We start from the raw sequence: 19,367 nt of genomic DNA, 5'->3' as shown, positions 1-19,367 counted from the left end.
TAGTTTCACAAATTTACCTTAATTGTCACACAGAGCCCGCTAAAAACAGATACCAACGTCGAAATTGAATCTGCTAACAAATCCATCTATGATGAGCTGACTATAACGATAATGCGCTGATCAGATTGCTGCAGTTCGCTGCAGGGCTGTACCGCTGGATAAGCAGAGCACAAGATGAAAGACAAAGCGACATCCTTTGATATTGCCTATCTGGCCGGGGTATCTCAATCTACGGTGTCCCGGGCACTACGTGACAGCCCGCAAGTAAATAAAGAAACCCGTGAGCGGGTGCATGCCATAGCGAAACAGCTTAATTATAAAGTTGATAAAAACGCCAGCAATTTGCGCAAACAACGCAGCAGTACCCTGGCCTTATTGTTGTTTGAAGATCCCACCTCTGACGAGTCGTTGATAAACCCGTTCTTTTTATCCATGCTGGGCAGTATTACCCGGGCTTGCGCTAAACGGGGCCAGGACTTGCTGGTGTCTTTTCAGCAACTGAGTAATGACTGGCACGCCGATTACGAAGACAGTAATAAGGCCGATGGCATTATCTTGCTGGGATATGGCGATTACGTTGATTACGAAGAAAAACTGGAAAAATTATTGGCGCAGGAAACCCATTTTGTCTGTTGGGGGGCAGAGGTGAATGGCCATCCGGAATTTACGATTCGCAGCAATAACCGGGAAGGTGGCAGACTGGCTGGCGAACACCTGCTGGCTAACGGCTATAAAAATTTTGCCTTTATCGGTAATGCCTCCGCACATAGCCCAGAGTTTTTTGAACGCTATCAGGGGTTTACAGATGCGCTGCAGGCAACAGGCATTAAACCGGCCGATATCATGCAATGTGATGCGATTTCTACTGAAAATGCCGGCGACCACGCCATCCGGCAAATTATGCAACACGGCAAGCCAATAGATGCGGTATTTTGTGCCAGCGACACCATTGCCATTGGCGTGATGCGTGCTTTGCACCAGTTGGGTCATCACATCCCGCGTGATATGGCGGTAATGGGCTTTGATGATATTCCGGTGGCCTCATTTGCCACTCCGGCGCTTAGTACCATTCAGCAGGATACTTCACTGGCTGGTGAAATGCTGGTCGACAACGTGCTGCGGCTGATTAATAACCAAGCCATTGTCAGTACCCATATCCAACCAAAACTTATTATCCGCCAATCCTGTGGTACTCGCTGATCAAGTGCCTCCCGATTATCAATTAGTACCGGCTTTTGTCACTTAACGCCGCAAATACAGTTTAAAAAACCGCCAGAGCACAACCCCAGCGGTTTTTATTTTCAGCTCAGCTGCTGGTTTATTCGCCTCGGGTTCACTCTGGGCTTTGCAGCACCAGCAGACCATAAGCCATCAGGCTGTCGCCATCACTATCAAACGCCCAGCTGGCTCTCAGGCCAGTGCGGTTAATGGCACTGATATCTGCCGGCTTGTCGGTTAAATTCAGCACAAAAAGTGTTTTACTGCCGTTCAGCTGCCGGGTTATCTGCACTACGCCATTCTCCAGCTGGCTGACGTCATAACTGCCGTCGGTAGCCAGTTCGGGCCGCTGTTTTTTCTGGGCAATTAAAAACTTATACAGCTGCCAGATTGAATTGGGCTGCGCTTGCTGGGCAGCGACACTGCGATCGGCGGCGCTAAGCTGCTGCGCCAGAAAATCTGGCCACCAGTTAGGAAAGCCTTCGCCAAACAATTCCAGCTGCTCTACCCAGCTATTGTCACTTTGGGTAAAGCCCGCCTGTTTGCTGTTATCCCACAGCATTGGGGCCCGTTTAAACACATCATGGCCACTGCGGTCCTGGGTTAAACCAATTTCTTCACCATAATAAATGTAAGGCGTACCCGGCGAGCTGAACAACATGGCTGCAGCCAGTTTCGCTTTGCCGTCGTGCTGTGTTAACTGGTAGGCCACCCGCTCCTGATCATGGTTGGTTAAAAACGGTGCAAAAAAGTGTAGCGGCGCCAATGAGTCTGCCCGTTGTTGCACGTTCTGACTCAGTACTGAGGCATCCGCTACCTGCTGCTGATTTGACTGCATAGTGCCAAATTGCGCCTCAGCAGCCGTGTCCTGTTGTAGCAAGCCAAGAATTTTATAGCCCACTTCAAAGTCAAAGCCCTGGTCCAGCCCGTTGCCTTCGCCGAAATAGCGGGCCGCAACCGGAATATCAACCCAGGCTTCACCGACTAAATAGGCGTGCGGGTTAACGCTTTTTACATACTGATTAAAGCTTTGCCAGTAAGAAATGGTTTCTGCGGTATCGGCCTGCGCGTCCGGCCCACCTTCCATGGCAAAACGCACCGCATCTAACCGAAAACCCGCCACGCCTTTATCCAGCCAAAATTTGGCCATTTTTTCCATTTCGGCTACCACATCAGGGTGGCGTAAATTAACATCTGGCTGACTGGCGCCAAACGCCGCGTAATAATATTGCTGGCGGCTTTCATTCCAGTGCCATACCGCATCGGGCTTATCATTGTCACTCCAGGCATGGCCCCAGCCGCTGCCAGCTGCGGGCATTTCATCCCGCCAGATAAAATAGTCTTTATAGGGTGCTTCCCCGGCAGCAGAACGGACAAACCATTCATGCTCGCTGGAAATATGGTTGATCACCAAATCCAGGATCACTTTCATGCCTCTAGCATCTGCAGCCTGGATAAAGGCTTCAAATTCGGCCATGCTGCCATAGTCGCTCTCAACCTGATAAAACTCAGTAAAATCGTAGCCATGATAAGACGGCGCTTCAAACATTGGCGTTAACCACAGCGCGTTTATGCCAAGCTCCTGCAAATACGCCAGTTTAGCGGTCATACCGTTAAAATCGCCGTGGCCATCTGCATCAGTGTCATTAAAGCTGCGCGGCCATATTTGATAGAAAACCGCGTCGTGCCACCACGGCGTGCTGGCGACTTGTTGCTGCGCTGTTGCTGCGACCCGCTGCGGGGCACTGCTGCTATCAGGTTGCTTTGGCTGGCAACCGCTTAACAGTATTGCCAGGGCCAGCGTACTTAAGGTAAAGGCTTTCATTACATCCTCATTTTTTTTAATAACCTGTTGGCTATTGTCCGGTTGGCGGTTGCATCATAGCGTAGCAAAAAGTGCCGGCTATACCTGCTACAGTGTGCTGTTGCTTGGTAATAGCGCCAAAACAGTGCAACAACAACATGAATACGTATGCACTCTTTTGCGCAAATCAGCTGCTTTCGTGTAGTTTAAGCTGACTCATATTACACATAATGATAATAACAACCTCCGGGGACGTGAAATGAAACAACCTAAGCTCTCTTTCTGGCAGATCTGGAACCTCAGTTTCGGCTTTCTCGGCGTGCAAATCGGCTTTGCACTGCAAAATGGTAATGTCAGCCGGATCCTGTCAGATTTAGGCGCAGACCTCTCATCGCTGTCGTTGTTCTGGTTAGCTGCACCGATCATGGGCCTGCTGGTGCAACCTATAGTGGGCGCGGCTTCTGACCGCACCTGGAATAAAATGGGCCGCCGGCTACCCTTTATGCTCGGTGGTGCTGTAATTGCCGCCGGGGCCATGATGCTGCTGCCCAATGCTTCTATGGTGGTGGCTTTTATTCCACCGATGCTGTTTGGTTTAGTTATTTTTGCCATTAAAGACGCGGCCTTTAATGTCACCTTTCAGCCGTTTCGCTCGCTGGTATCCGATATGGTGCCGCCAGAGCAGCGCAACCTTGGCTATTCTGTGCAAACCCTCCTGATCAACATTGGTGCAGTATTTGGCTCTATTCTGCCATTTGTGCTAACTAACGTTGTCGGTCTGGATAATGCGTCACAGGCCGGAGAAGTGGCGCCGTCAGTGGTGTGGGCATTTTATATTGGTGCCACCGTTATGCTTGGCAGCGTATTGTGGACGGTATTTCGCACTAAAGAATACCCACCAGAGCAGTATTATGCGTACAAGGGGTTGGATTCTGCAGCGCAGACACTGGCTGAAGAGGTGCGTAAGTCGCGTTCCTTAGCTGAAAAGCTCAGCGATTTCTGGCAAACCATGAAAAGTATGCCAAAAATCATGAAGCAACTGGCAGTAGTCCAGTTTTTCTCATGGTTTGCCCTGTTTATTATGTGGACGTATTTCCCGGCGGCCATTGCCCAAAATGCCTGGGGCGTCGGTACCGAATGGTACAACGGTGCCTATATTGCCGAAATGGGTGGCGTACCAGCCGGTATTGCTATAGCTAAAGGCGCAGCCGGTGACTGGGTCGGTATTTTATATGCCGGTTACTCGTTGTTTGCGGTGTTGTTCTCGCTGGTAATGGCAAAATTAGCCAACCTGTTTGGCCGCAAGTTTGTTTACTCATTTTCCCTTCTGGCCGGTGGCTTAGGGTACTTAAGTTTTGTGCTGTTTACTGACCCGACCCTTACCCACGTTAACCTGTTAATTACTCAGGTAGACATTCCCAAAGGCGCGCTGGGGCTGATGATCCCAATGTTAGGCGTTGGTATTGCCTGGGCCGCTATCCTGGCCATGCCCTATGCTATTCTGGCTGGCGCGTTGCCGCCTGAAAAAACCGGGGTCTATATGGGGATTTTTAACTTCACTATTGCCGCACCACAAATCGTGGCTGGCTTAGTTGCCGGCTGGATTCTGGGCTCGCTGTTTCAGAATGAAGCGGTATATATCGTTATGCTGGCCGGCGGTGCTATGGTACTCGGAGCCTTATCAGTATGGCTGGTGAAAGAGCAGGACGGAACAGCAACAACCTGATACTTATCATTTAATAAAAATAAGGCACCTTAAGGTGCCTTATTTTCTATAACCTGCTTGCGTTGTCGCTCGTATTCTTCATAACTCTGCTCCATGTCACGCATACAATCGTCATATTCTGTCACCGGCAAGCGTCTGCATTCCTGCTTTTTATTAAGTTGCAGGTTTTGGTATACCGCTCTATTGCTGCAGCCAGAAACAATAAATACAGCTACAGCCAGTACGATTAAAAAAAATTTTGTTTTCATAACGCCTCATATTCACAGCTGAGTTCAGCGATGCTGATCCAGCATAATCTGGTTACCGTCGGGGTCTTCCAGCACAATATGAGCCGGCCCGGTGGTTTCGGTATCGGCGCTTTGCAGTAAGGTAAGGCCCTGTGCCTGCAATTGCTGTTGAATATCGCGGACATCGGTAAAGTCAGCCATATTGTGAGCATTCTGATCCCAGCCCGGATTAAAAGTAAGGATGTTTTTGTCGAACATGCCCTGGAATAAACCGATAACAGTGCTGCCATTTTTCAAAATAAGCCAGCCCTGATTTTGATCGCCACCCATAGCGCTAAAGCCCAGTTTTTCATAAAAGGCTTTTGAGGTGGCAATATCTTTTACCGCCAAACTAACCGAAAATGCACCTAACTCCATAACCGTATCCTTTGTGGTTTTCCAGCCAGTTTAGCCCTGGTTGCTGGCTTCTGCCAGCCATCGGATCATTTAACAATTTACCGCTGGTCCAGGATGGCAACACCAGGTACTTCGCTAACGGTTTTAGCCTCTGCCCGGTCGATAATTCTGATTAACACCGATTGAATAGACTCATCTTCGCGGACATCCTGCTCACTGACAAAGCGCTGCTGCTGCGGCGCAGCGCCCGCCTCAGCAATAAAGCCGACCTCCACTTCAGTAGCACAATCAGCAGTGACACCAAAATACGCTAAGGTAATATGCGGATAACCTGAAAATCCTTTGCTTATCTGTTTTGCGATACGTTTTTTTGCTTTATCCAGGTTCATATTGCTGCCTTGCGGAAATGAGATCTGGCGAAACTATACCACCAAAATTAATCGTACAGGCAATAAAACTAACTGCTGGTTAGCCATTCTTTCGACAGTACTGTGCTCACAATTTTTTACGACGACGACAAACATAAATTCTACCACTGCTCAAAAATATATTTTGTTAGAAATACGCTTCCTTCGCTTGGTGCTACACTAAGTTGTAAATAAAAAGTAAGGAGAGAAATTGTGACTGTTATCAACAATCATGCATTTCGTCCCGTGCTTCACCCTGTGCATGGGGTGCTGTTAGCGGGCACTTTCATCTTATTTCTAAGTGGGCTACTGAGTGACCTGGCATATGCTTCCAGCTATCAGATCCAATGGACCAACTTTGCGTCCTGGCTCCACGCTGGTGGTTTACTGTGCGGCAGCTTTGTTCTGCTTTGGTCCATTGTTAACCTTATCCGGATCAGCCATAGAAGCAAACTCCATGTTGCTTATACAGTGCTGCTGTTGGCAACCTGGCTACTCGGTTTTTTCAATTCATTGATTCATGCTAAAGATGTGTGGGCGATTATGCCAACGGCGATCATTCTCTCGGTCATTGTCGTTTTGCTTAGCTGCGTATCAATCTGGCTCGGTTTTAGCAGGTTTGGGATCGGAGGTGAAAAGTGAAATACAATGTCCTATGTTCATATATATTGATAACTCTCGTTCTGAGTGGACTGCTGCTTGGCTGTAGTGATGACGATGTGCAGGGTAATGAGCGATATGGCGCAAACCCAACCTTGCCAGAGCCGCGGCGTGCACTGCTGCCGGATATGACTATCGCAGAGCCTGCTGCATGGGGTGATAAGCAGCCCACAGTGCCCGCAGGCTACGCTATTTCTGCTATTGCCACAGATTTGAAAGTACCAAGGCAGATGCTGCTGCTACCCAATGGTGATATTTTAGTGGCCGAAGGTAAGGGCGGTAATGCGCCGGCGCTACAGCCAAAAGACGTTATTGCAGGCTTTATAAAATCTCAGGGCACTACCAAGGTTGAAAGTGGCGACAGATTAACCTTACTACGCGATGCCGATGGTGACGGTGACTATGAGTTGCGCACGGTATTCGCTAAAGATCTAAACGCGCCTTATGGTCTGGCACTGGTTGATAACACCCTTTATGTGGCTAATCAGGACGCGGTGGTACGTTTTGACTATCAGCTGGGCCAGACAGAAGCGTCAGCGCCGCCAACTATGGTTACCAAGCTGCCGTCACTGATCAACCATCACTGGACCAAAGCGCTGACTGCCAGTGCTGATGGCCGCTATTTATATGTTGGCATTGGCTCTAACAGCAACATCACTGAGCGCGGTATGATGGCCGAAGAAAACCGGGCTATGATCTGGCAGATAGATGCAACCACCGGCGCCCATCGACCCTATGCTACCGGCTTGCGTAATCCCACTGCCTTAACGATTCAGCCGGAAACTGGCCTGCTCTGGACAGTGGTAAATGAGCGGGATGAAATTGGCCCGAATCTGGTTCCGGATTATCTGACCCAGGTTAAGGAAGGCGCATTTTATGGCTGGCCTTATAGCTACTGGGGTCAACATGTCGATAACAGGGTCCGGCCCCAAAATCCGAAGAAAGTAGCCTCGGCAATTGAACCAGACTATGCGCTGGGGGCCCATGTAGCGGCGCTTGGCCTTGATTTTTCCACGGCAGCAATGGGAGAGGAGTTTGCAGAGGGCGTTTTCATCGGCGAGCATGGCAGTTGGAACCGGGAAAAGCCAGTCGGCTATAAAGTGGTTTTTGTGCCGTTCCGAAACGGCCGGCCTGCCGGACCACCGGTTGATTTTATCACAGGCTTTCTGGGCCAGGATGGCAAAACCCGGGGGCGGCCGGTCGGGGTGACAGTAGATCCGGCTGGCGCGCTGATAGTAGCAGACGACTTGTCTAACACTATCTGGCGGGTCACTCCAAATGTGGCCACAGAAACCCCGAACTAATCGTGGCGGTTACAAACTCTTTTTCGGCGGCAGTGCCACATTGGCGAAAATAAGGCCGCCGACTAATGCCATTAAAATCATAAAGGTTTGCTGACCTACCCGGTCTGATACCACAAAATCCTGGCCGGAGATCAAGGAATTTAAGCCTATATAGGTTTTACTACCTGGCACCAGCACAATTAAACCGTGCATCGCCACAATAACCGCCGGCGCCTTGGCCAGGCGGGTAAACAGGTTACTGTAAATACCCACCGCAAAAGCCCCCAAAAAAGCGCCCATGGTGTAGTCGACCAGGCTGGCACCGGTAATACTGACGCCATAAGCAATAAAGCCGGCCGCCAATGACCACAGGGTGTATTTACCACGGCTTCTGAACAGCACGATCAGCGAGCTGACCAGAATACCCACTGCCAGCCAGGCAAAATGACGGGATATCGGCTCAGGTTTAATGAAATCGACCATACCAAACAGGGTAAAACCAATAGCGATACCCAGAAAGGCACCGAAATACAGCTTAAACAGCATCATCAGCGCATCCATAATGCGGGCATTACCCGATACCAGATGGCGCGCCGCTAATTCGGCAAAACCAATGGTTAGCGCCAAACCGGGTATAAACGAAATAATCGCTGATAACACCGTCAGCCGGATGTTAATACCCGGGTCGATATAACTGCTGATAGCACAGGCACCAATGGCCGCCGCCATAGCCACCAGCGGCTCCAGCATGTTGGCCACTCTTTTAGAGCGCTGCGCCCACAGCACGAACAGATACACCAGTAATGATAATACCGCTGACCACAATACATCATTCCAGCTGGTGGCCATTAGCATGGCAAAGGCGCCACCTGATGCCATCATCGCCACTGCAGTAGCTAACTTATTGTAGGAGCTGGGCCGGTTATCAATGGCATCGAGCAACGCATCGGCTTCATGAATACTGACTTGCCCCTGCAGAACCTGATCGACCAGCTCATCAGTTCGCGACAACGCCCCTAAATCCAAGTCACCCGGGTTTACTCTGGAGGCATGGGTATATTCCTGCTCATGGCCTTCAGTCCATAACACAAAGGTCATCGAGGTAGGCGAGATAATAAACGAGCCCTTCAGCGCAAGGTGGGTGGTCAGTTCGGTAAGGTGGGCTTCCAGCCGGTACGCAGGGGTGCCGTATTTATGCAGCATCTTGCCCAGCTTAACAATAAATTTTCGTTTATGATTAAAATCATCTGTGTACAAAAGCGGCTTCCTGCAGTTGATGTCGGGCTTGAAAAATAGCTGATACACGCATTGTAACCTAACAACATATCGATGCCAGTCTTAACAAAAAAGAGTCGATAAAAACCAATATCAGCCCGTTATTATGATCGCAATTAAACAAAGCACGTCAGTCCTCTGTTAGTGCCACAGCTACCAGCTTAGCGGATGTAGAATTTACCCGGCAGTCTGAAGATGTTGCACTGTTCCCGTAATTGTTGAACCGGCGCATTTTTAAAATTTATTAAGAACAATACGATAGCTGAAAAAAGCCTGGCACTATCTTTGCAAAACTACTGCTGTTCTTTAGCAACATTAATGTTCAACCTTACATAAGGAGGCAGTAATGATTAAGCACACATCTTTATTCACCGCGCTGTTACTGACAAGTGGCATGGCGTTCGCTGCGAATACCTTTGAAACCGCCGACACCAACCGCGATGGCATGTTGTCTGAACCTGAATATCAGCGTTATGTATTTGATTACGATGTCTATACCAACCGGGATACCAACAATGACAGCTTATTAGATGAAGAAGAGCTGGGCATTTCGGTATTTGACGCCGATGATTTCGCCAGCTGGGATGCCGACGGCGATAACTACCTGACTTACGATGAACTTAACATCTCGCTGTTTGACTACTACGATGAAGATGACAGTGGTTATCTGGATAATGATGAATGGGATAACGCCGGCGATGACGGCTGGTTTGATATGTAAGCGACCTTCAGCTCTTCCTATTCTCTTCAGTTCTAAATAGAGTAAGGCCTGGCACATACCAGGCCTTTTTTTATCCCGTTTAGCCTAAAATTGGAACATGTAGATTCATGGATATTCTGCAATTAATCAGTTTGTTTTATCCGGCATTTCAAGGATAAAACCGATACAACTACTAACGTATCACTCGCTACATCTTAACCTTGGCAAAACAGTGGCAGAGCGACAAAATGTTTACCAGGCGCTTTTTCACTACTTAATGACCAAGCATGATATTTCTATCATACGGCATGCTAGCAATACCGCCTGTATAATGGGAGATAAACATTTTAAAGCGCAGATTGTCGCTAAAACCCTACTACCGCCAGAGCCTAGAGGTAGAGGCGGAGATAGAAAATCGGTAGCGTTTCATCAGAATCAATGACACTGACCCTTTTGATCTGAATGACACTGATCCTTTTGATCTGCCAACAAGTACTAGGGCGTGTTATATGTCAGCTTCAGGAAGCAACCGTATTCTTTCACTGCACCAAACCCGAACCAAACTGACTTCCGAAGCATGTCGCAGGTAAACAATGCGGAACGGCGGGTAGATAAGCTCGCGAATTTGCTCTTGATAAAACTCAGGCACTTTCCTGCCCGAGTCAGGGTAAGCTATCAGCTTTTGCGCCTTTTCCAAAATAGCGCTGACAAACCGCTGGCCAATTTCCGGAACGCCCTGCTTAGTATAGGAAGCCTTAATATCCAGCAAATCATTTAGCGCTGACCGCGCTACAACAAGCTTCACTTACCCCACGCCAAGTATCTTCTTCGCCTCATCCAGCGTGACTGTATCGCCTTCACGAATATCAGCCAACCCTTTAGCTACAGCCTTAACAAAAAGAAGCTCTTCAGCTGTTTTTTCGTAATCGTCAAGACCTTGCACTACGGCAACACCGCGCCCCCGACTCGTTAACAGAATCGGCCGATGGGTTTCATTGGCACGCCCCACTACCTTGCCAGGATTGACTTTCAGATCAGACAGAGGAATAACATCCTCAGAAAATTTGGTTTGCATTTTGCCACCTCAGCCTTTAACAGGGCCATTAATAGCACCTGTTTAAAGGTACCGTCAACAACCAAGTTGTCCATTCGCAACACTCTGAGCCACTACGGCTGCGCCGAGATAACACTTGCGATCCAGTATTGATAATGGCTCAGCCGAACATTGCAACTGACTTGACCATACCGCCCGGGAGTTCTGTCAGTGCTTTGTAAATCACTCCATGAAGTGAGCCCAGCCAGCAACCACTCCTGCTCAGCTTTAATCAGAACTGGCCCGCCGCTGTCGCCACTACCTGATCCGCCTTCAACAGGCAAAGCATCCGCTGGGTTGTCGAACACATAGCAAAACCAGCGACCATCGGCACTGCTGACTGTGTTGTAAGCTCGACGTAGTTCTGTACGGTGAGAGCTGCTGAATTCATAACCGTCTATACCATTACCTGTAGCGCCTTTGCCTATCACTTTAACGGTTTGGCCGAACTGGTTGTTGCTATTGTAGATAGCCACAGGCGGGATATCAGTAATGGGCTGTGCCAATTTCAGCAGGGCGATGTCATCTGACGATGCAAGCAGAGCCCTGAAAAGCGTCCAATCCCAGGTAGCCAGCGCTTGCTGTAGTAGCTGTTGTGGCGGGGCTTTGTAGCCGGAATGGATCTCGATGCGTTCAACAGCTCTGGGTATACCACCAACCGTTATCTGTTTGATTTCAGATTGCCAACTAATCGCATGAGCGGCGGTAATAACCCACTGCGGCGCGATTAATACGCCATGCCCCTCACCAGGCATGTCGGCCAGAGCAGGAAACTCAGTAGCCTGTACCCGATACTCTAAATCATCAATATCGTGACGAATAACAATTGCGCTCGCGCTGAAAGACACGACAAGCAGGGTGAAAAACAAAATTCGAGGCACTTATGTTTCCTTTGGTAGTCACTTTTAAGGCCAGGGCAGCCAGCAACCGGAGTTTTTCAAGGGTGTTGTCCGATTTTCCGTTCTACCCTGATTTCACATTCCGCTAAACTAGCCAACATTTTTCACCAAATCAACTACATATTTTTGAGTTGTCATAAAAGCAGAAATGAAAACGGATTCAGGCTTATGTCAAGCAACCTCCAATAGCAGCAACGGTTTACTTAACGGTGGGTGCAATTCCGGACATAAATCAGCTCTCGGAAAACAAATTGTTTATTTATTGTTTAATATAAGTATATTATTCGATTATTTATACGACAGGAAAGTGTTTATGACCACTAAACCCGTAAAACAAAAGCCAGGCCCAGCCCGCCAATTTATTCCTAACCCGGTGTCCGAGAAGAGAGTAAAAGACAGCTTTGAGCGTGTTAAGCAGGTTCCAGATAGCGACGTGCCAGTTTTTGTTGAAGTTAAATAGGAAATTACTCAGTGATTACTCCGAAAAAAGTGCGTGTCTTTGTGCGTGATGTGTTGAATAACGAACGGAAGCACAACCAGGATCTTGACCTGCTAATTCAGGATTTTAAGCGCTACAAAGAAGGTGACCGGGTAAATTATTTTGGCAAAGATGTACCTTATCATGAGCCACGCCCCTATGCAGAAAATGCCGGTTTACGCCATGTTCATATTCTGGACAGGGTTAAGGTAGTAAGGTTTGGCGCCGGCAATACCAGTGACGCTGCTCTTATTTACACCGAAGGAGCGACCAGCATCAATACTTATTATCTGATAGACTTTATCCCATCTGGTGCGCATGCTGCCGTCCAGGAAGATAGTTATATGCGCTGGCTTATTCGCACAGCGGAAGATTTCAGGAATAAAATGTAATGCAAAAAACCAAACTTGCGATTAACTGGATTGAAGATAAGCAACCTGCTCAGCAAGGCATGTATTTTACTGCACAGCGCTATCCAACAGGCTTTGGAGTTTATGACGTAATCGCCTGGGATGGTGAGCAGTGGCAGGTAGACAACTCCATTCAGGTTGTAGGCTGGATAGCATTTGATGATTTTCTAAAAACCATAGATATCAACTGGCCCGCATCAGATCAAAAAGCAGATACTGCGTTTAAAGCACAGCATGAATCCAGTAAAGATAACTTTAAACCGGATGAGTTTGTCGAAATTGAATAATTTACGCTTATAGTAAGGGCATGTTGCAGGGCAATGTGTCGCTTTAATTCAGCGGTTATCCAGCTAATAATCTGGTCAGCTTCGTCCTTAATTCGGTTTTTCCGCCCCGCTTTTTGCACCTACATTGGATAGGCCTTGGTAAAGGGAACTTTAGGAACAGGGTGGGCAATCATGGCTTTCGTTCCTTGTTTGCAATTAAGAGGGTTGTTGCTTTTTTAACAGTAATAAAGCTAGCACTTTTCAGAGCATGATGCCTTGCAAGCTGGATATTAGCTCCGCCCCCTTTTCTGACCCCTTTTCTCTTATTTAGCAACTGCATCTGGCTCCATTTCCCAAAATGAATACCCCTTACCGCCTACACGCTTCCACCACTTCGCTACGGCTATTTCTTCCAGATAAATCATCGGTTGCAAAGTAGGCTGATCTACCATCATTGCTATAAGGAAATCATCTCGCTTTATCAAAGCGACAGCCTGCTGCTCAGCATCTTCAACAGACTCAGCCTTTACCCACCTGGTAGTGAAGAAGCCAAGATTTTTAACTTTTCCTTCCGACATCAGTTGAAAATTCTCACCGCGGAGCACTACCTGATATTTCATTGAATGACCTTTGCTAAATCACACTTTAGCCAGTGTGCGGTTTTACGATGGTTTAATTTGTTAAATGTATTATTCAATTCTGGCCCCACATTTATGACATTGATCCTGGGGACAACGCAACGAGAAAACACTCAGTCCACGCAACACCTGCCTTGCGCCACAATTAGGACAGGACAACTTAACAACATAGACAATAGCAAAAATACCCCAGCCCATTCCAAGCCAATATGTCCAGTTTTTAAGATGGTAAAAATTTGAGGCATCAAAATTATTTGAGGACGTTATGTGAACCACCGTTATGATAAACAGAATCACTAATATGCCAATTAACCTAAACTTATACTTATTCATTGAACGCAGGCTTCCATTTGCTAACAAAACATTGCTGGTGGACTGTTGCAGCGCATTGTAGACAAGCCAAGCTTTCAATGGCCAGAACGAAATTAAGTTACTTATTCAGTCCACTATTTAACCGAGCTATTTTCAAGCTTCAACCTCTCTTTAACTCTGTCGTTTAGTTTTGCGTACTCGTTAAACAGCTTGGCGAATGGGGCTTCTTCACCTGCAAAGTAACCTATCTGGGCAATATTAACGGAGTCGTTGTTTTGAGTGACATACCGGGTCACCCAGGCAGGATGCGCAGCATGATTTTCTGTGGTAAAAGCAATATTTGCACGCAGTTGATCGTTTGAAAAAACAACCAAATTCTGCTCTTCATAAATTTTTTTTGTATCGCCAAATTCGTTGCTTACTTTACCAAAGTACTTCTGCCACTGCTCAACTGTTATTCTCGCCTGGGGAAATGGTTCTATTTCAACAGCATTAATGCCAAATGAAATTGATAAAAACGCCAGAAATATATATTTGCTCATGTAGTTACCTGTTGCGTGAGTTAAGCTGCACTTTACACTTTGCTAAATTAGCCAACATTTTTCTCTAAATCAACTACATATTTAAGAGTATGCTGAATATGGCGGGTATGAAGTTTGAGTGGTGTGGCGGATGGAAGCTACAGCGAAGCAACTGCCCAAACAACAACCCTAAATACTCAGGTTGTTGTTTGGCATAGCTAATTTATGAAAGGAAGTTGTTCGTGGCTTAGCGCACCTGCAGTTGCAGTTTCTCGCCTTGCCAGTGGGTTTTAATTTTTAACTGTTTACTGGCTTTATCGTAGTACGCCACATTTTGCTGGCGGGCGAAGCGCTGGGGTTGGGCGACGATGGCGATAAACTGGCCATTTACTGTTATCCGGCCGGCTTTGGCGCTTTGGTTGTGCAGCACAACCGTAAGCTCGCGGCTCTCGGGTTTGCCGCTGTAATCGCCACCATTCTCAGCAGCACTGCGGCTAAATTCCAGCTTCAGGCCGTTTTCGTCGCTGTCACCGCCATGAGCTGAAGCGTTTTCAGCAGTAGAATCCAGCGCATAGAAGTTTAATAACTCATAGTTACCATTTTCAATGCTATTGGTGCTGCTGCCATCGTCTTCATACATCTGGCCTTTGCTGCAACTGACAGAGCTATCGGCATAATAGTGTACGGTAAGCTTTTGTGAGCTGTAGTTTTTGGTACTGGCCATTGGCTCAACCATTGGCACAAAACTGCCGGCCTTTACCAACACCGGTATGGTATCGATGCTTACTGGCACCTCTGTCAGCTCACCGCCCTGATAACGCTTATCGCTGAAAAAGTCGAACCAGACACCCTCCGGCATATTTACCGGCCAGCTGCGTACGCCGGGCTTGGTTACCGGTGCCACTAAAAAGGCATCGCCCCACAGATAGCTGTTAGTTTCGTCCATAAAATCGGTGTTGGTTTCATCGAGGAAAAACAGCGGCCGCATTAGTGGCATACCGGTCTGGCTGTGCTGCCAGGCCATGGTGTATAAGTACGGCAATAATTGATAACGCAGGTTCAGGTAGGGCCGCAGGGTGTCGATAACCTGCTGGCTGTGAAATACCGGCTCTGGCGCGATATGCTCCTGAGCGTGTGGCCGGTATACCGGCTGAAACACGCCGTATTGTAACCAGCGGATATAAAGCTCGGGGTCGAAGGTTTCGCCGCCGGCAAAGCCGCCTAAGTCAGAATGAATATAACCAAAGCCAAACAGGCTCATTTGCAGTGCTAATTCTACCTGCGGTTGCAGGCCGCCCCAGCTACGATCCACATCGCCGGTCCAGGGTACCATGCCATAGCGCTGCGAACCGAGGCTGCCGGCCCGCATCATAATAAAGGGCCGGGTATCGGCAAAGTTACGCTTATAGCCGCGATACACCAGCTCGGCCCAGCGATGGCCATAGGCGTTGTGAATTTCATCAGCACTTCCCGGCATATGAATGGTGTCAGACGGGTGCACTTCCGGCTCGCCTAAATCGCCCCATACCCCGGCCACGCCCTGCTCGGCCAGATCTTTATAAATCTGCCAGAACCAGTCGGCGGCGACCGGGTTAAATACGTCAATTAAGCCGGTATTGCCAAAGTAAAAATCAAAGGTCTTGGGGCTGCCGTCCGGCGCTTTAGCCAGCACGTCGGCGGCAACGGCTTGCTGCCAGCGTTTTGAGCTGGTTAATACAAAGGGCTCCGTCACCAATATGGTATTAACGCCATCGGCTTTAAAATCGGCCAGCATTTTTTCTGGCTGTGGAAAAGCCTCACGATCCCAGGCCAGGTTACCCATATGGCCTTTGATATCCGGGCCAAACCAGTATAAATCGAGCACTATTGCATCCAGTGGCAGACCCAGCTCCCGGTATTTTTGCACTACGGCCCGTGCTTCTGCCTCATTACGATAACCAAAACGTGAGGCATAGCTGCCTAATGTCCAACGCGCGGGTAAAGGCGGCTTGCCGCTTACTGTCAGGTAGTTGTTGATAAGCTCGGGGAAACTGTCGCCGGCCACCACGATATAGGCGCTGCGGCCACCGACGGCACTGAATTCCAGAATCTCAGCGTCAGTTTTACCCAAATCGATATGACCGCTGGCCGAGTTATCGAACAACAACATATATTTATTGCTCGACATCACCCCGGCCAGGCTGAAATACATTTGCTCTGACTCAGTGCTGTAACCGTAGTGTGCTTTGTTGTATAGCGGCAGGCGGTGACCACGCCGGTCCATACCCAGCACCCGCTGGCCGGCGCCAAACAGCTTTTCCTGCTCGGTTAAGCGGAATTTAAAACCCAGTTGTTCACTGCTGCTGACAAAGCCTGGTTGCTCTTCGGTGATCAGCTGCTCGCCTTTATAAAAGCTTAATTTAAGCGGTGATTTGGCAATTTTTATCCGCATATCGGCCGAACGATACAGCAAGTGATCGCCATTATCGGCCAGCGTTAACGTTAAAGGTGCCGGTGAAGTGCCTATGGCGAAAGAGGGCAATTGTTTTACCCCGGCGCTCTGATAATGCACTTCAGCCACCTGCGGCTGAAAAAAGGTAATGGCCAGCTCGCCATCGCTGGTGGTTAACAATAACTGATTACCAAGCTGACGGTGCGACTGATAGTCAGCCGCCGCCAGCCCTGTTACAGTAAATAAAGCCAGCGCCGCCAGCAAGCGGCGGAATGTAATGAAATAGCGCATGATTACTCCTGATACTGCACGCGATACACCACTGAGCCCAGCGGCTGCAGGGCAATAGTAACCCGCCCAACACCATTTGTAACCTGCAGCTCTGCTGCACTTTCGCCTAGCTGGCCAGCCAGACCATGGCTACCGTCGGCTAATTGCCACTCCCTTATCAGCTCCGAGGGCAGTATCAGTTCAAACTCACTGGCTTGTTCGGCGTTAAAATTACTGACCACAATTAACTGCTGGGCATCACTGTAGCGGGCAAACGCCAGTTGTTGCTCGCTGTAGGCACTGGTGCTTGCCAGATTCGCACTGTGCAGCTCAAAGTAATCGCCCATTAATGCCGGCGCAGTAGCGCTGAACTGCATTAACCGGACATAAAAATCACGCAGCGCCGCTTCATCGGCACTAAGCGCTCCGCCATCAAATTTACCGCCATTCATCCAGCGCTGATGATGCGGCACGCCAATATAATCAAAAATGCTGGTGCGGCTGGGCTTACCAAAGCCAGCATCTTCGGCACCCGGCTCACCAACATCCTGACCAAAGTACAACATAGTAGGCGAGGTGCTGATCAATGCCGACACCACCATCGCTGGCATACCTTTGCGGGCATCACCGGCAAATTCGGGGCTGGCAATGCGTTGCTCGTCATGGTTTTCCAGAAAATGCAGCATATGTTGCTCAATATCGGCCATCCGTTGCTGGGTCGCTACCAGGGCTGACGTTGGCCCTTTACCCTGCATCACCAGCTTTAAGCTGTCGTAAAACTCCACTTTGTCGTACAGGTAGTCCATTAACCCCAGCTTGATGTAATCACGATACAAATCAGGCTGATATACCTCAGCCAGCAGAAATGCATCCGGGTTAAGCTGCTTAATATGCGAGTTTAAATAGCTCCAGAACTCTACCGGCACCATCTCGGCCATATCGTACCGAAAGCCATCTACCCCGAAATTAAGCCAGTACAAGGTGATATCACGAAATTTCAGCCAGGAATCCGGTACTTCTTTACCCTGCCAGAACTGATAATGGGCCTGCCAGTCTTTATCGGCATAATCTGCCGGCAGCCGGTCAAAGTCGTCACTGCCGTCGGGCCGCACGCCGTAGTTAATTTTTACCGTCTCGTACCAGTCATCAAAGGCCGGCTGCGCTGCCCGGGCGCCATTGCCGGTCCACTTTGCCGGGTTTTCGCTAAACAGGCCATCGGCCAGCGGATGCGGCTCGCCGCCTAACACGTTATAGCTGTCAGGCCAGGCTGGCACCTGAAATGCCTTACCCGGTACATAGTAAAAGTTATTATCGCGCTGGTATTCAACACTGTTGTCATCGTTAGCGCCAAAATCACTTACCCCAGCGGGTTTAGCCAGTGACTGGTAATCGCGGGCGACATGGTTCGGCACAATATCTATCAGTACCTGCATACCGTGCTGATGAGTGCGCTCGACCAGCGCTTTAAATTCCGCCAGCCGGTTAGCCGGGTCTTCTGCTAAATCCGGATTAACACTGTAATAGTCTTTTACCGCGTAGGGTGAACCGGCCCGGCCTTTTACCACATCCGGGTCATCCAGGCTGATGCCATAAGCGGTGTAATCATTAATTACCGCATGGTGTGGCACGCCGGTATACCAAATATGGCTGGTACCCAGCGCTTTAATGCCCGCTAATGCTTCATCGGTAAAGTCATTAAACTTGCCAACACCATTTTGTTCCAGAGTACCCCAGGGTTGATTGCTGGTATTAATATTGCCAAACAAGCGGGTAAACACCTGATAAACTACTGGCTTGCCCTGGTGCGCAATAACCTCTGGCGTCGGTTCAGTTTTAACATCGGTGGCAGGTTTTGCCGTGGCAGCCTGGTCAGCTGGCGGCTGGCCACAGCCCGCCAGAGTGAGCGCGGTAACCGCGGCCAGCAAAAGATTAATGCGTGAACGAAAAGGATTCGTTTTGGTTTTAGCGTGCGTCGTCATTTCGGTTTACCCTGCCACTGTGTTAACCCAGTAAGTTACCGCAGAATAGCGGTTAATAGCTGCCTTTTTTTGGTGCATACGTATGCAAAGCATGGGGCAAGAACAATAAAAAAAGGCACCTAAAGGTACCTTATTGTTGTTAATTACTTCTACTACATTAGAACATATAGCTAAACCCCAACATGACACTATTCGCTTTACTGCCGCTTAAGTTGTAGCGAGTGTATTGTAGCTGCACCGTCACAGGCTCACTGACTGCATAACCTGCCGCGGCGCCCCAGTAAAGATCGGTATCAGACGTACTGGAGTTAATGGTGGTGTTGTTGCGCTGGCTGCTGCTATTGCTCCACCAACTGAATACACCACCTTGCACT

General features: G+C 48.7%; 21 protein-coding genes. 8 read left to right on the top strand and 13 right to left on the bottom strand.

Annotated features, from left to right (window positions below; all coding sequences use genetic code 11):
• Window positions 1-174: 174 nt before the first annotated feature.
• Window positions 175-1,200: a LacI family DNA-binding transcriptional regulator gene (locus B2Q61_RS04270; RefSeq protein WP_290619837.1), complete on the top strand. Its 1,026-nt coding sequence runs from the start codon at window positions 175-177 to the stop codon at window positions 1,198-1,200.
• A gap of 133 nt (window positions 1,201-1,333) precedes the next feature.
• Here B2Q61_RS04270 and B2Q61_RS04265 read toward each other — a convergent pair whose 3' ends face one another.
• Window positions 1,334-3,043, bottom strand: a complete 1,710-nt coding sequence (locus B2Q61_RS04265; RefSeq protein WP_290619835.1) for an alpha-amylase family glycosyl hydrolase — start codon at window positions 3,041-3,043, stop codon at window positions 1,334-1,336.
• A 238-nt stretch (window positions 3,044-3,281) separates the two neighbouring features.
• Between B2Q61_RS04265 and B2Q61_RS04260 the strand changes: the two genes are divergently transcribed.
• A complete protein-coding gene (locus B2Q61_RS04260; protein ID WP_290619833.1) occupies window positions 3,282-4,748 on the top strand; it encodes an MFS transporter in 1,467 nt (488 codons plus the stop codon).
• Between the two features lie 29 nt (window positions 4,749-4,777).
• Here the strand turns inward: B2Q61_RS04260 and B2Q61_RS04255 are convergent, their stop codons facing one another.
• From B2Q61_RS04255 to B2Q61_RS04245, 3 genes are all read right to left on the bottom strand, one after another.
• The gene (locus tag B2Q61_RS04255; protein WP_290619831.1) at window positions 4,778-4,996 is read right to left on the bottom strand and encodes a hypothetical protein; all 219 of its coding nucleotides are present in this window, start codon (window positions 4,994-4,996) and stop codon (window positions 4,778-4,780) included.
• 24 nt (window positions 4,997-5,020) lie between these two features.
• Window positions 5,021-5,392, bottom strand: coding sequence for a VOC family protein (locus tag B2Q61_RS04250; RefSeq protein ID WP_290619829.1), 372 nt, complete (start codon window positions 5,390-5,392; stop codon window positions 5,021-5,023).
• A gap of 77 nt (window positions 5,393-5,469) precedes the next feature.
• Complete coding sequence (locus B2Q61_RS04245) at window positions 5,470-5,760, bottom strand: hypothetical protein (RefSeq protein WP_290619827.1); 291 nt, start codon at window positions 5,758-5,760, stop codon at window positions 5,470-5,472.
• Between the two features lie 231 nt (window positions 5,761-5,991).
• Here B2Q61_RS04245 and B2Q61_RS04240 point away from each other — a divergent pair, with 231 nt between their 5' ends.
• Window positions 5,992-6,420 carry a DUF2231 domain-containing protein gene (locus B2Q61_RS04240; RefSeq protein WP_290619825.1) on the top strand — a complete coding sequence of 143 codons (429 nt, stop codon included), beginning with the start codon at window positions 5,992-5,994 and terminating at the stop codon, window positions 6,418-6,420.
• Window positions 6,417-7,742: a PQQ-dependent sugar dehydrogenase gene (locus tag B2Q61_RS04235; RefSeq protein WP_290619823.1), complete on the top strand. Its 1,326-nt coding sequence runs from the start codon at window positions 6,417-6,419 to the stop codon at window positions 7,740-7,742. The genes B2Q61_RS04240 and B2Q61_RS04235 overlap by 4 nt, the downstream gene beginning before the upstream one ends.
• Window positions 7,743-7,751: 9 nt before the next feature.
• Here the strand turns inward: B2Q61_RS04235 and B2Q61_RS04230 are convergent, their stop codons facing one another.
• Window positions 7,752-8,978: a threonine/serine ThrE exporter family protein gene (locus B2Q61_RS04230; RefSeq protein ID WP_290619821.1), complete on the bottom strand. Its 1,227-nt coding sequence runs from the start codon at window positions 8,976-8,978 to the stop codon at window positions 7,752-7,754.
• Between the two features lie 364 nt (window positions 8,979-9,342).
• Here B2Q61_RS04230 and B2Q61_RS04225 point away from each other — a divergent pair, with 364 nt between their 5' ends.
• Window positions 9,343-9,717 (top strand): hypothetical protein, encoded by a 375-nt coding sequence (locus tag B2Q61_RS04225; protein WP_290619819.1) that lies wholly within the window; start codon window positions 9,343-9,345, stop codon window positions 9,715-9,717.
• Between the two features lie 484 nt (window positions 9,718-10,201).
• Here the strand turns inward: B2Q61_RS04225 and B2Q61_RS04220 are convergent, their stop codons facing one another.
• The 3 genes from B2Q61_RS04220 to B2Q61_RS04210 form a co-directional block, all read right to left on the bottom strand.
• Entirely contained in the window at window positions 10,202-10,501 is a 300-nt protein-coding gene (locus B2Q61_RS04220) for a type II toxin-antitoxin system RelE/ParE family toxin (RefSeq protein ID WP_290619817.1), read from the bottom strand.
• Entirely contained in the window at window positions 10,502-10,771 is a 270-nt protein-coding gene (locus tag B2Q61_RS04215; protein ID WP_290619815.1) for a type II toxin-antitoxin system Phd/YefM family antitoxin, read from the bottom strand. It lies immediately after the preceding gene.
• Window positions 10,772-10,863: 92 nt separating this feature from the next.
• A complete protein-coding gene (locus B2Q61_RS04210) occupies window positions 10,864-11,670 on the bottom strand; it encodes a trypsin-like serine protease (protein ID WP_290619813.1) in 807 nt (268 codons plus the stop codon).
• Window positions 11,671-12,001: 331 nt separating this feature from the next.
• Between B2Q61_RS04210 and B2Q61_RS04205 the strand changes: the two genes are divergently transcribed.
• The 3 genes from B2Q61_RS04205 to B2Q61_RS04195 are packed head-to-tail and all read left to right on the top strand — an operon-like array spanning window position 12,002 to window position 12,863.
• Entirely contained in the window at window positions 12,002-12,148 is a 147-nt protein-coding gene (locus B2Q61_RS04205) for a hypothetical protein (protein ID WP_290619811.1), read from the top strand.
• Between the two features lie 11 nt (window positions 12,149-12,159).
• Window positions 12,160-12,558 carry a type II toxin-antitoxin system YafO family toxin gene (locus tag B2Q61_RS04200; RefSeq protein ID WP_290619809.1) on the top strand — a complete coding sequence of 133 codons (399 nt, stop codon included), beginning with the start codon at window positions 12,160-12,162 and terminating at the stop codon, window positions 12,556-12,558.
• Window positions 12,558-12,863, top strand: coding sequence for a hypothetical protein (locus tag B2Q61_RS04195; protein ID WP_290619807.1), 306 nt, complete (start codon window positions 12,558-12,560; stop codon window positions 12,861-12,863). The genes B2Q61_RS04200 and B2Q61_RS04195 overlap by 1 nt, the downstream gene beginning before the upstream one ends.
• A 302-nt stretch (window positions 12,864-13,165) precedes the next feature.
• Here B2Q61_RS04195 and B2Q61_RS04190 read toward each other — a convergent pair whose 3' ends face one another.
• The 5 genes from B2Q61_RS04190 to B2Q61_RS04170 all read right to left on the bottom strand — a co-directional run.
• Window positions 13,166-13,462 carry a hypothetical protein gene (locus B2Q61_RS04190; protein ID WP_290619805.1) on the bottom strand — a complete coding sequence of 99 codons (297 nt, stop codon included), beginning with the start codon at window positions 13,460-13,462 and terminating at the stop codon, window positions 13,166-13,168.
• Window positions 13,463-13,926: 464 nt separating this feature from the next.
• Window positions 13,927-14,334: a hypothetical protein gene (locus B2Q61_RS04185; protein ID WP_290619803.1), complete on the bottom strand. Its 408-nt coding sequence runs from the start codon at window positions 14,332-14,334 to the stop codon at window positions 13,927-13,929.
• 226 nt (window positions 14,335-14,560) lie between these two features.
• The gene (locus B2Q61_RS04180) at window positions 14,561-17,035 is read right to left on the bottom strand and encodes a TIM-barrel domain-containing protein (RefSeq protein ID WP_290619801.1); all 2,475 of its coding nucleotides are present in this window, start codon (window positions 17,033-17,035) and stop codon (window positions 14,561-14,563) included.
• Window positions 17,036-17,037: 2 nt separating this feature from the next.
• Window positions 17,038-18,993 carry an alpha-amylase family protein gene (locus tag B2Q61_RS04175; RefSeq protein ID WP_290619799.1) on the bottom strand — a complete coding sequence of 652 codons (1,956 nt, stop codon included), beginning with the start codon at window positions 18,991-18,993 and terminating at the stop codon, window positions 17,038-17,040.
• Between the two features lie 157 nt (window positions 18,994-19,150).
• On the bottom strand, window positions 19,151-19,367 hold a 217-nt coding region (locus tag B2Q61_RS04170; RefSeq protein WP_290622773.1), incomplete at its 5' end, for an outer membrane beta-barrel protein.

This window comes from Arsukibacterium sp. UBA5043 (assembly GCA_002415085.1).
GTDB lineage: Bacteria > Pseudomonadota > Gammaproteobacteria > Enterobacterales > Alteromonadaceae > Alishewanella.
This window is presented reverse-complemented; position numbering and strand designations above follow the sequence as displayed.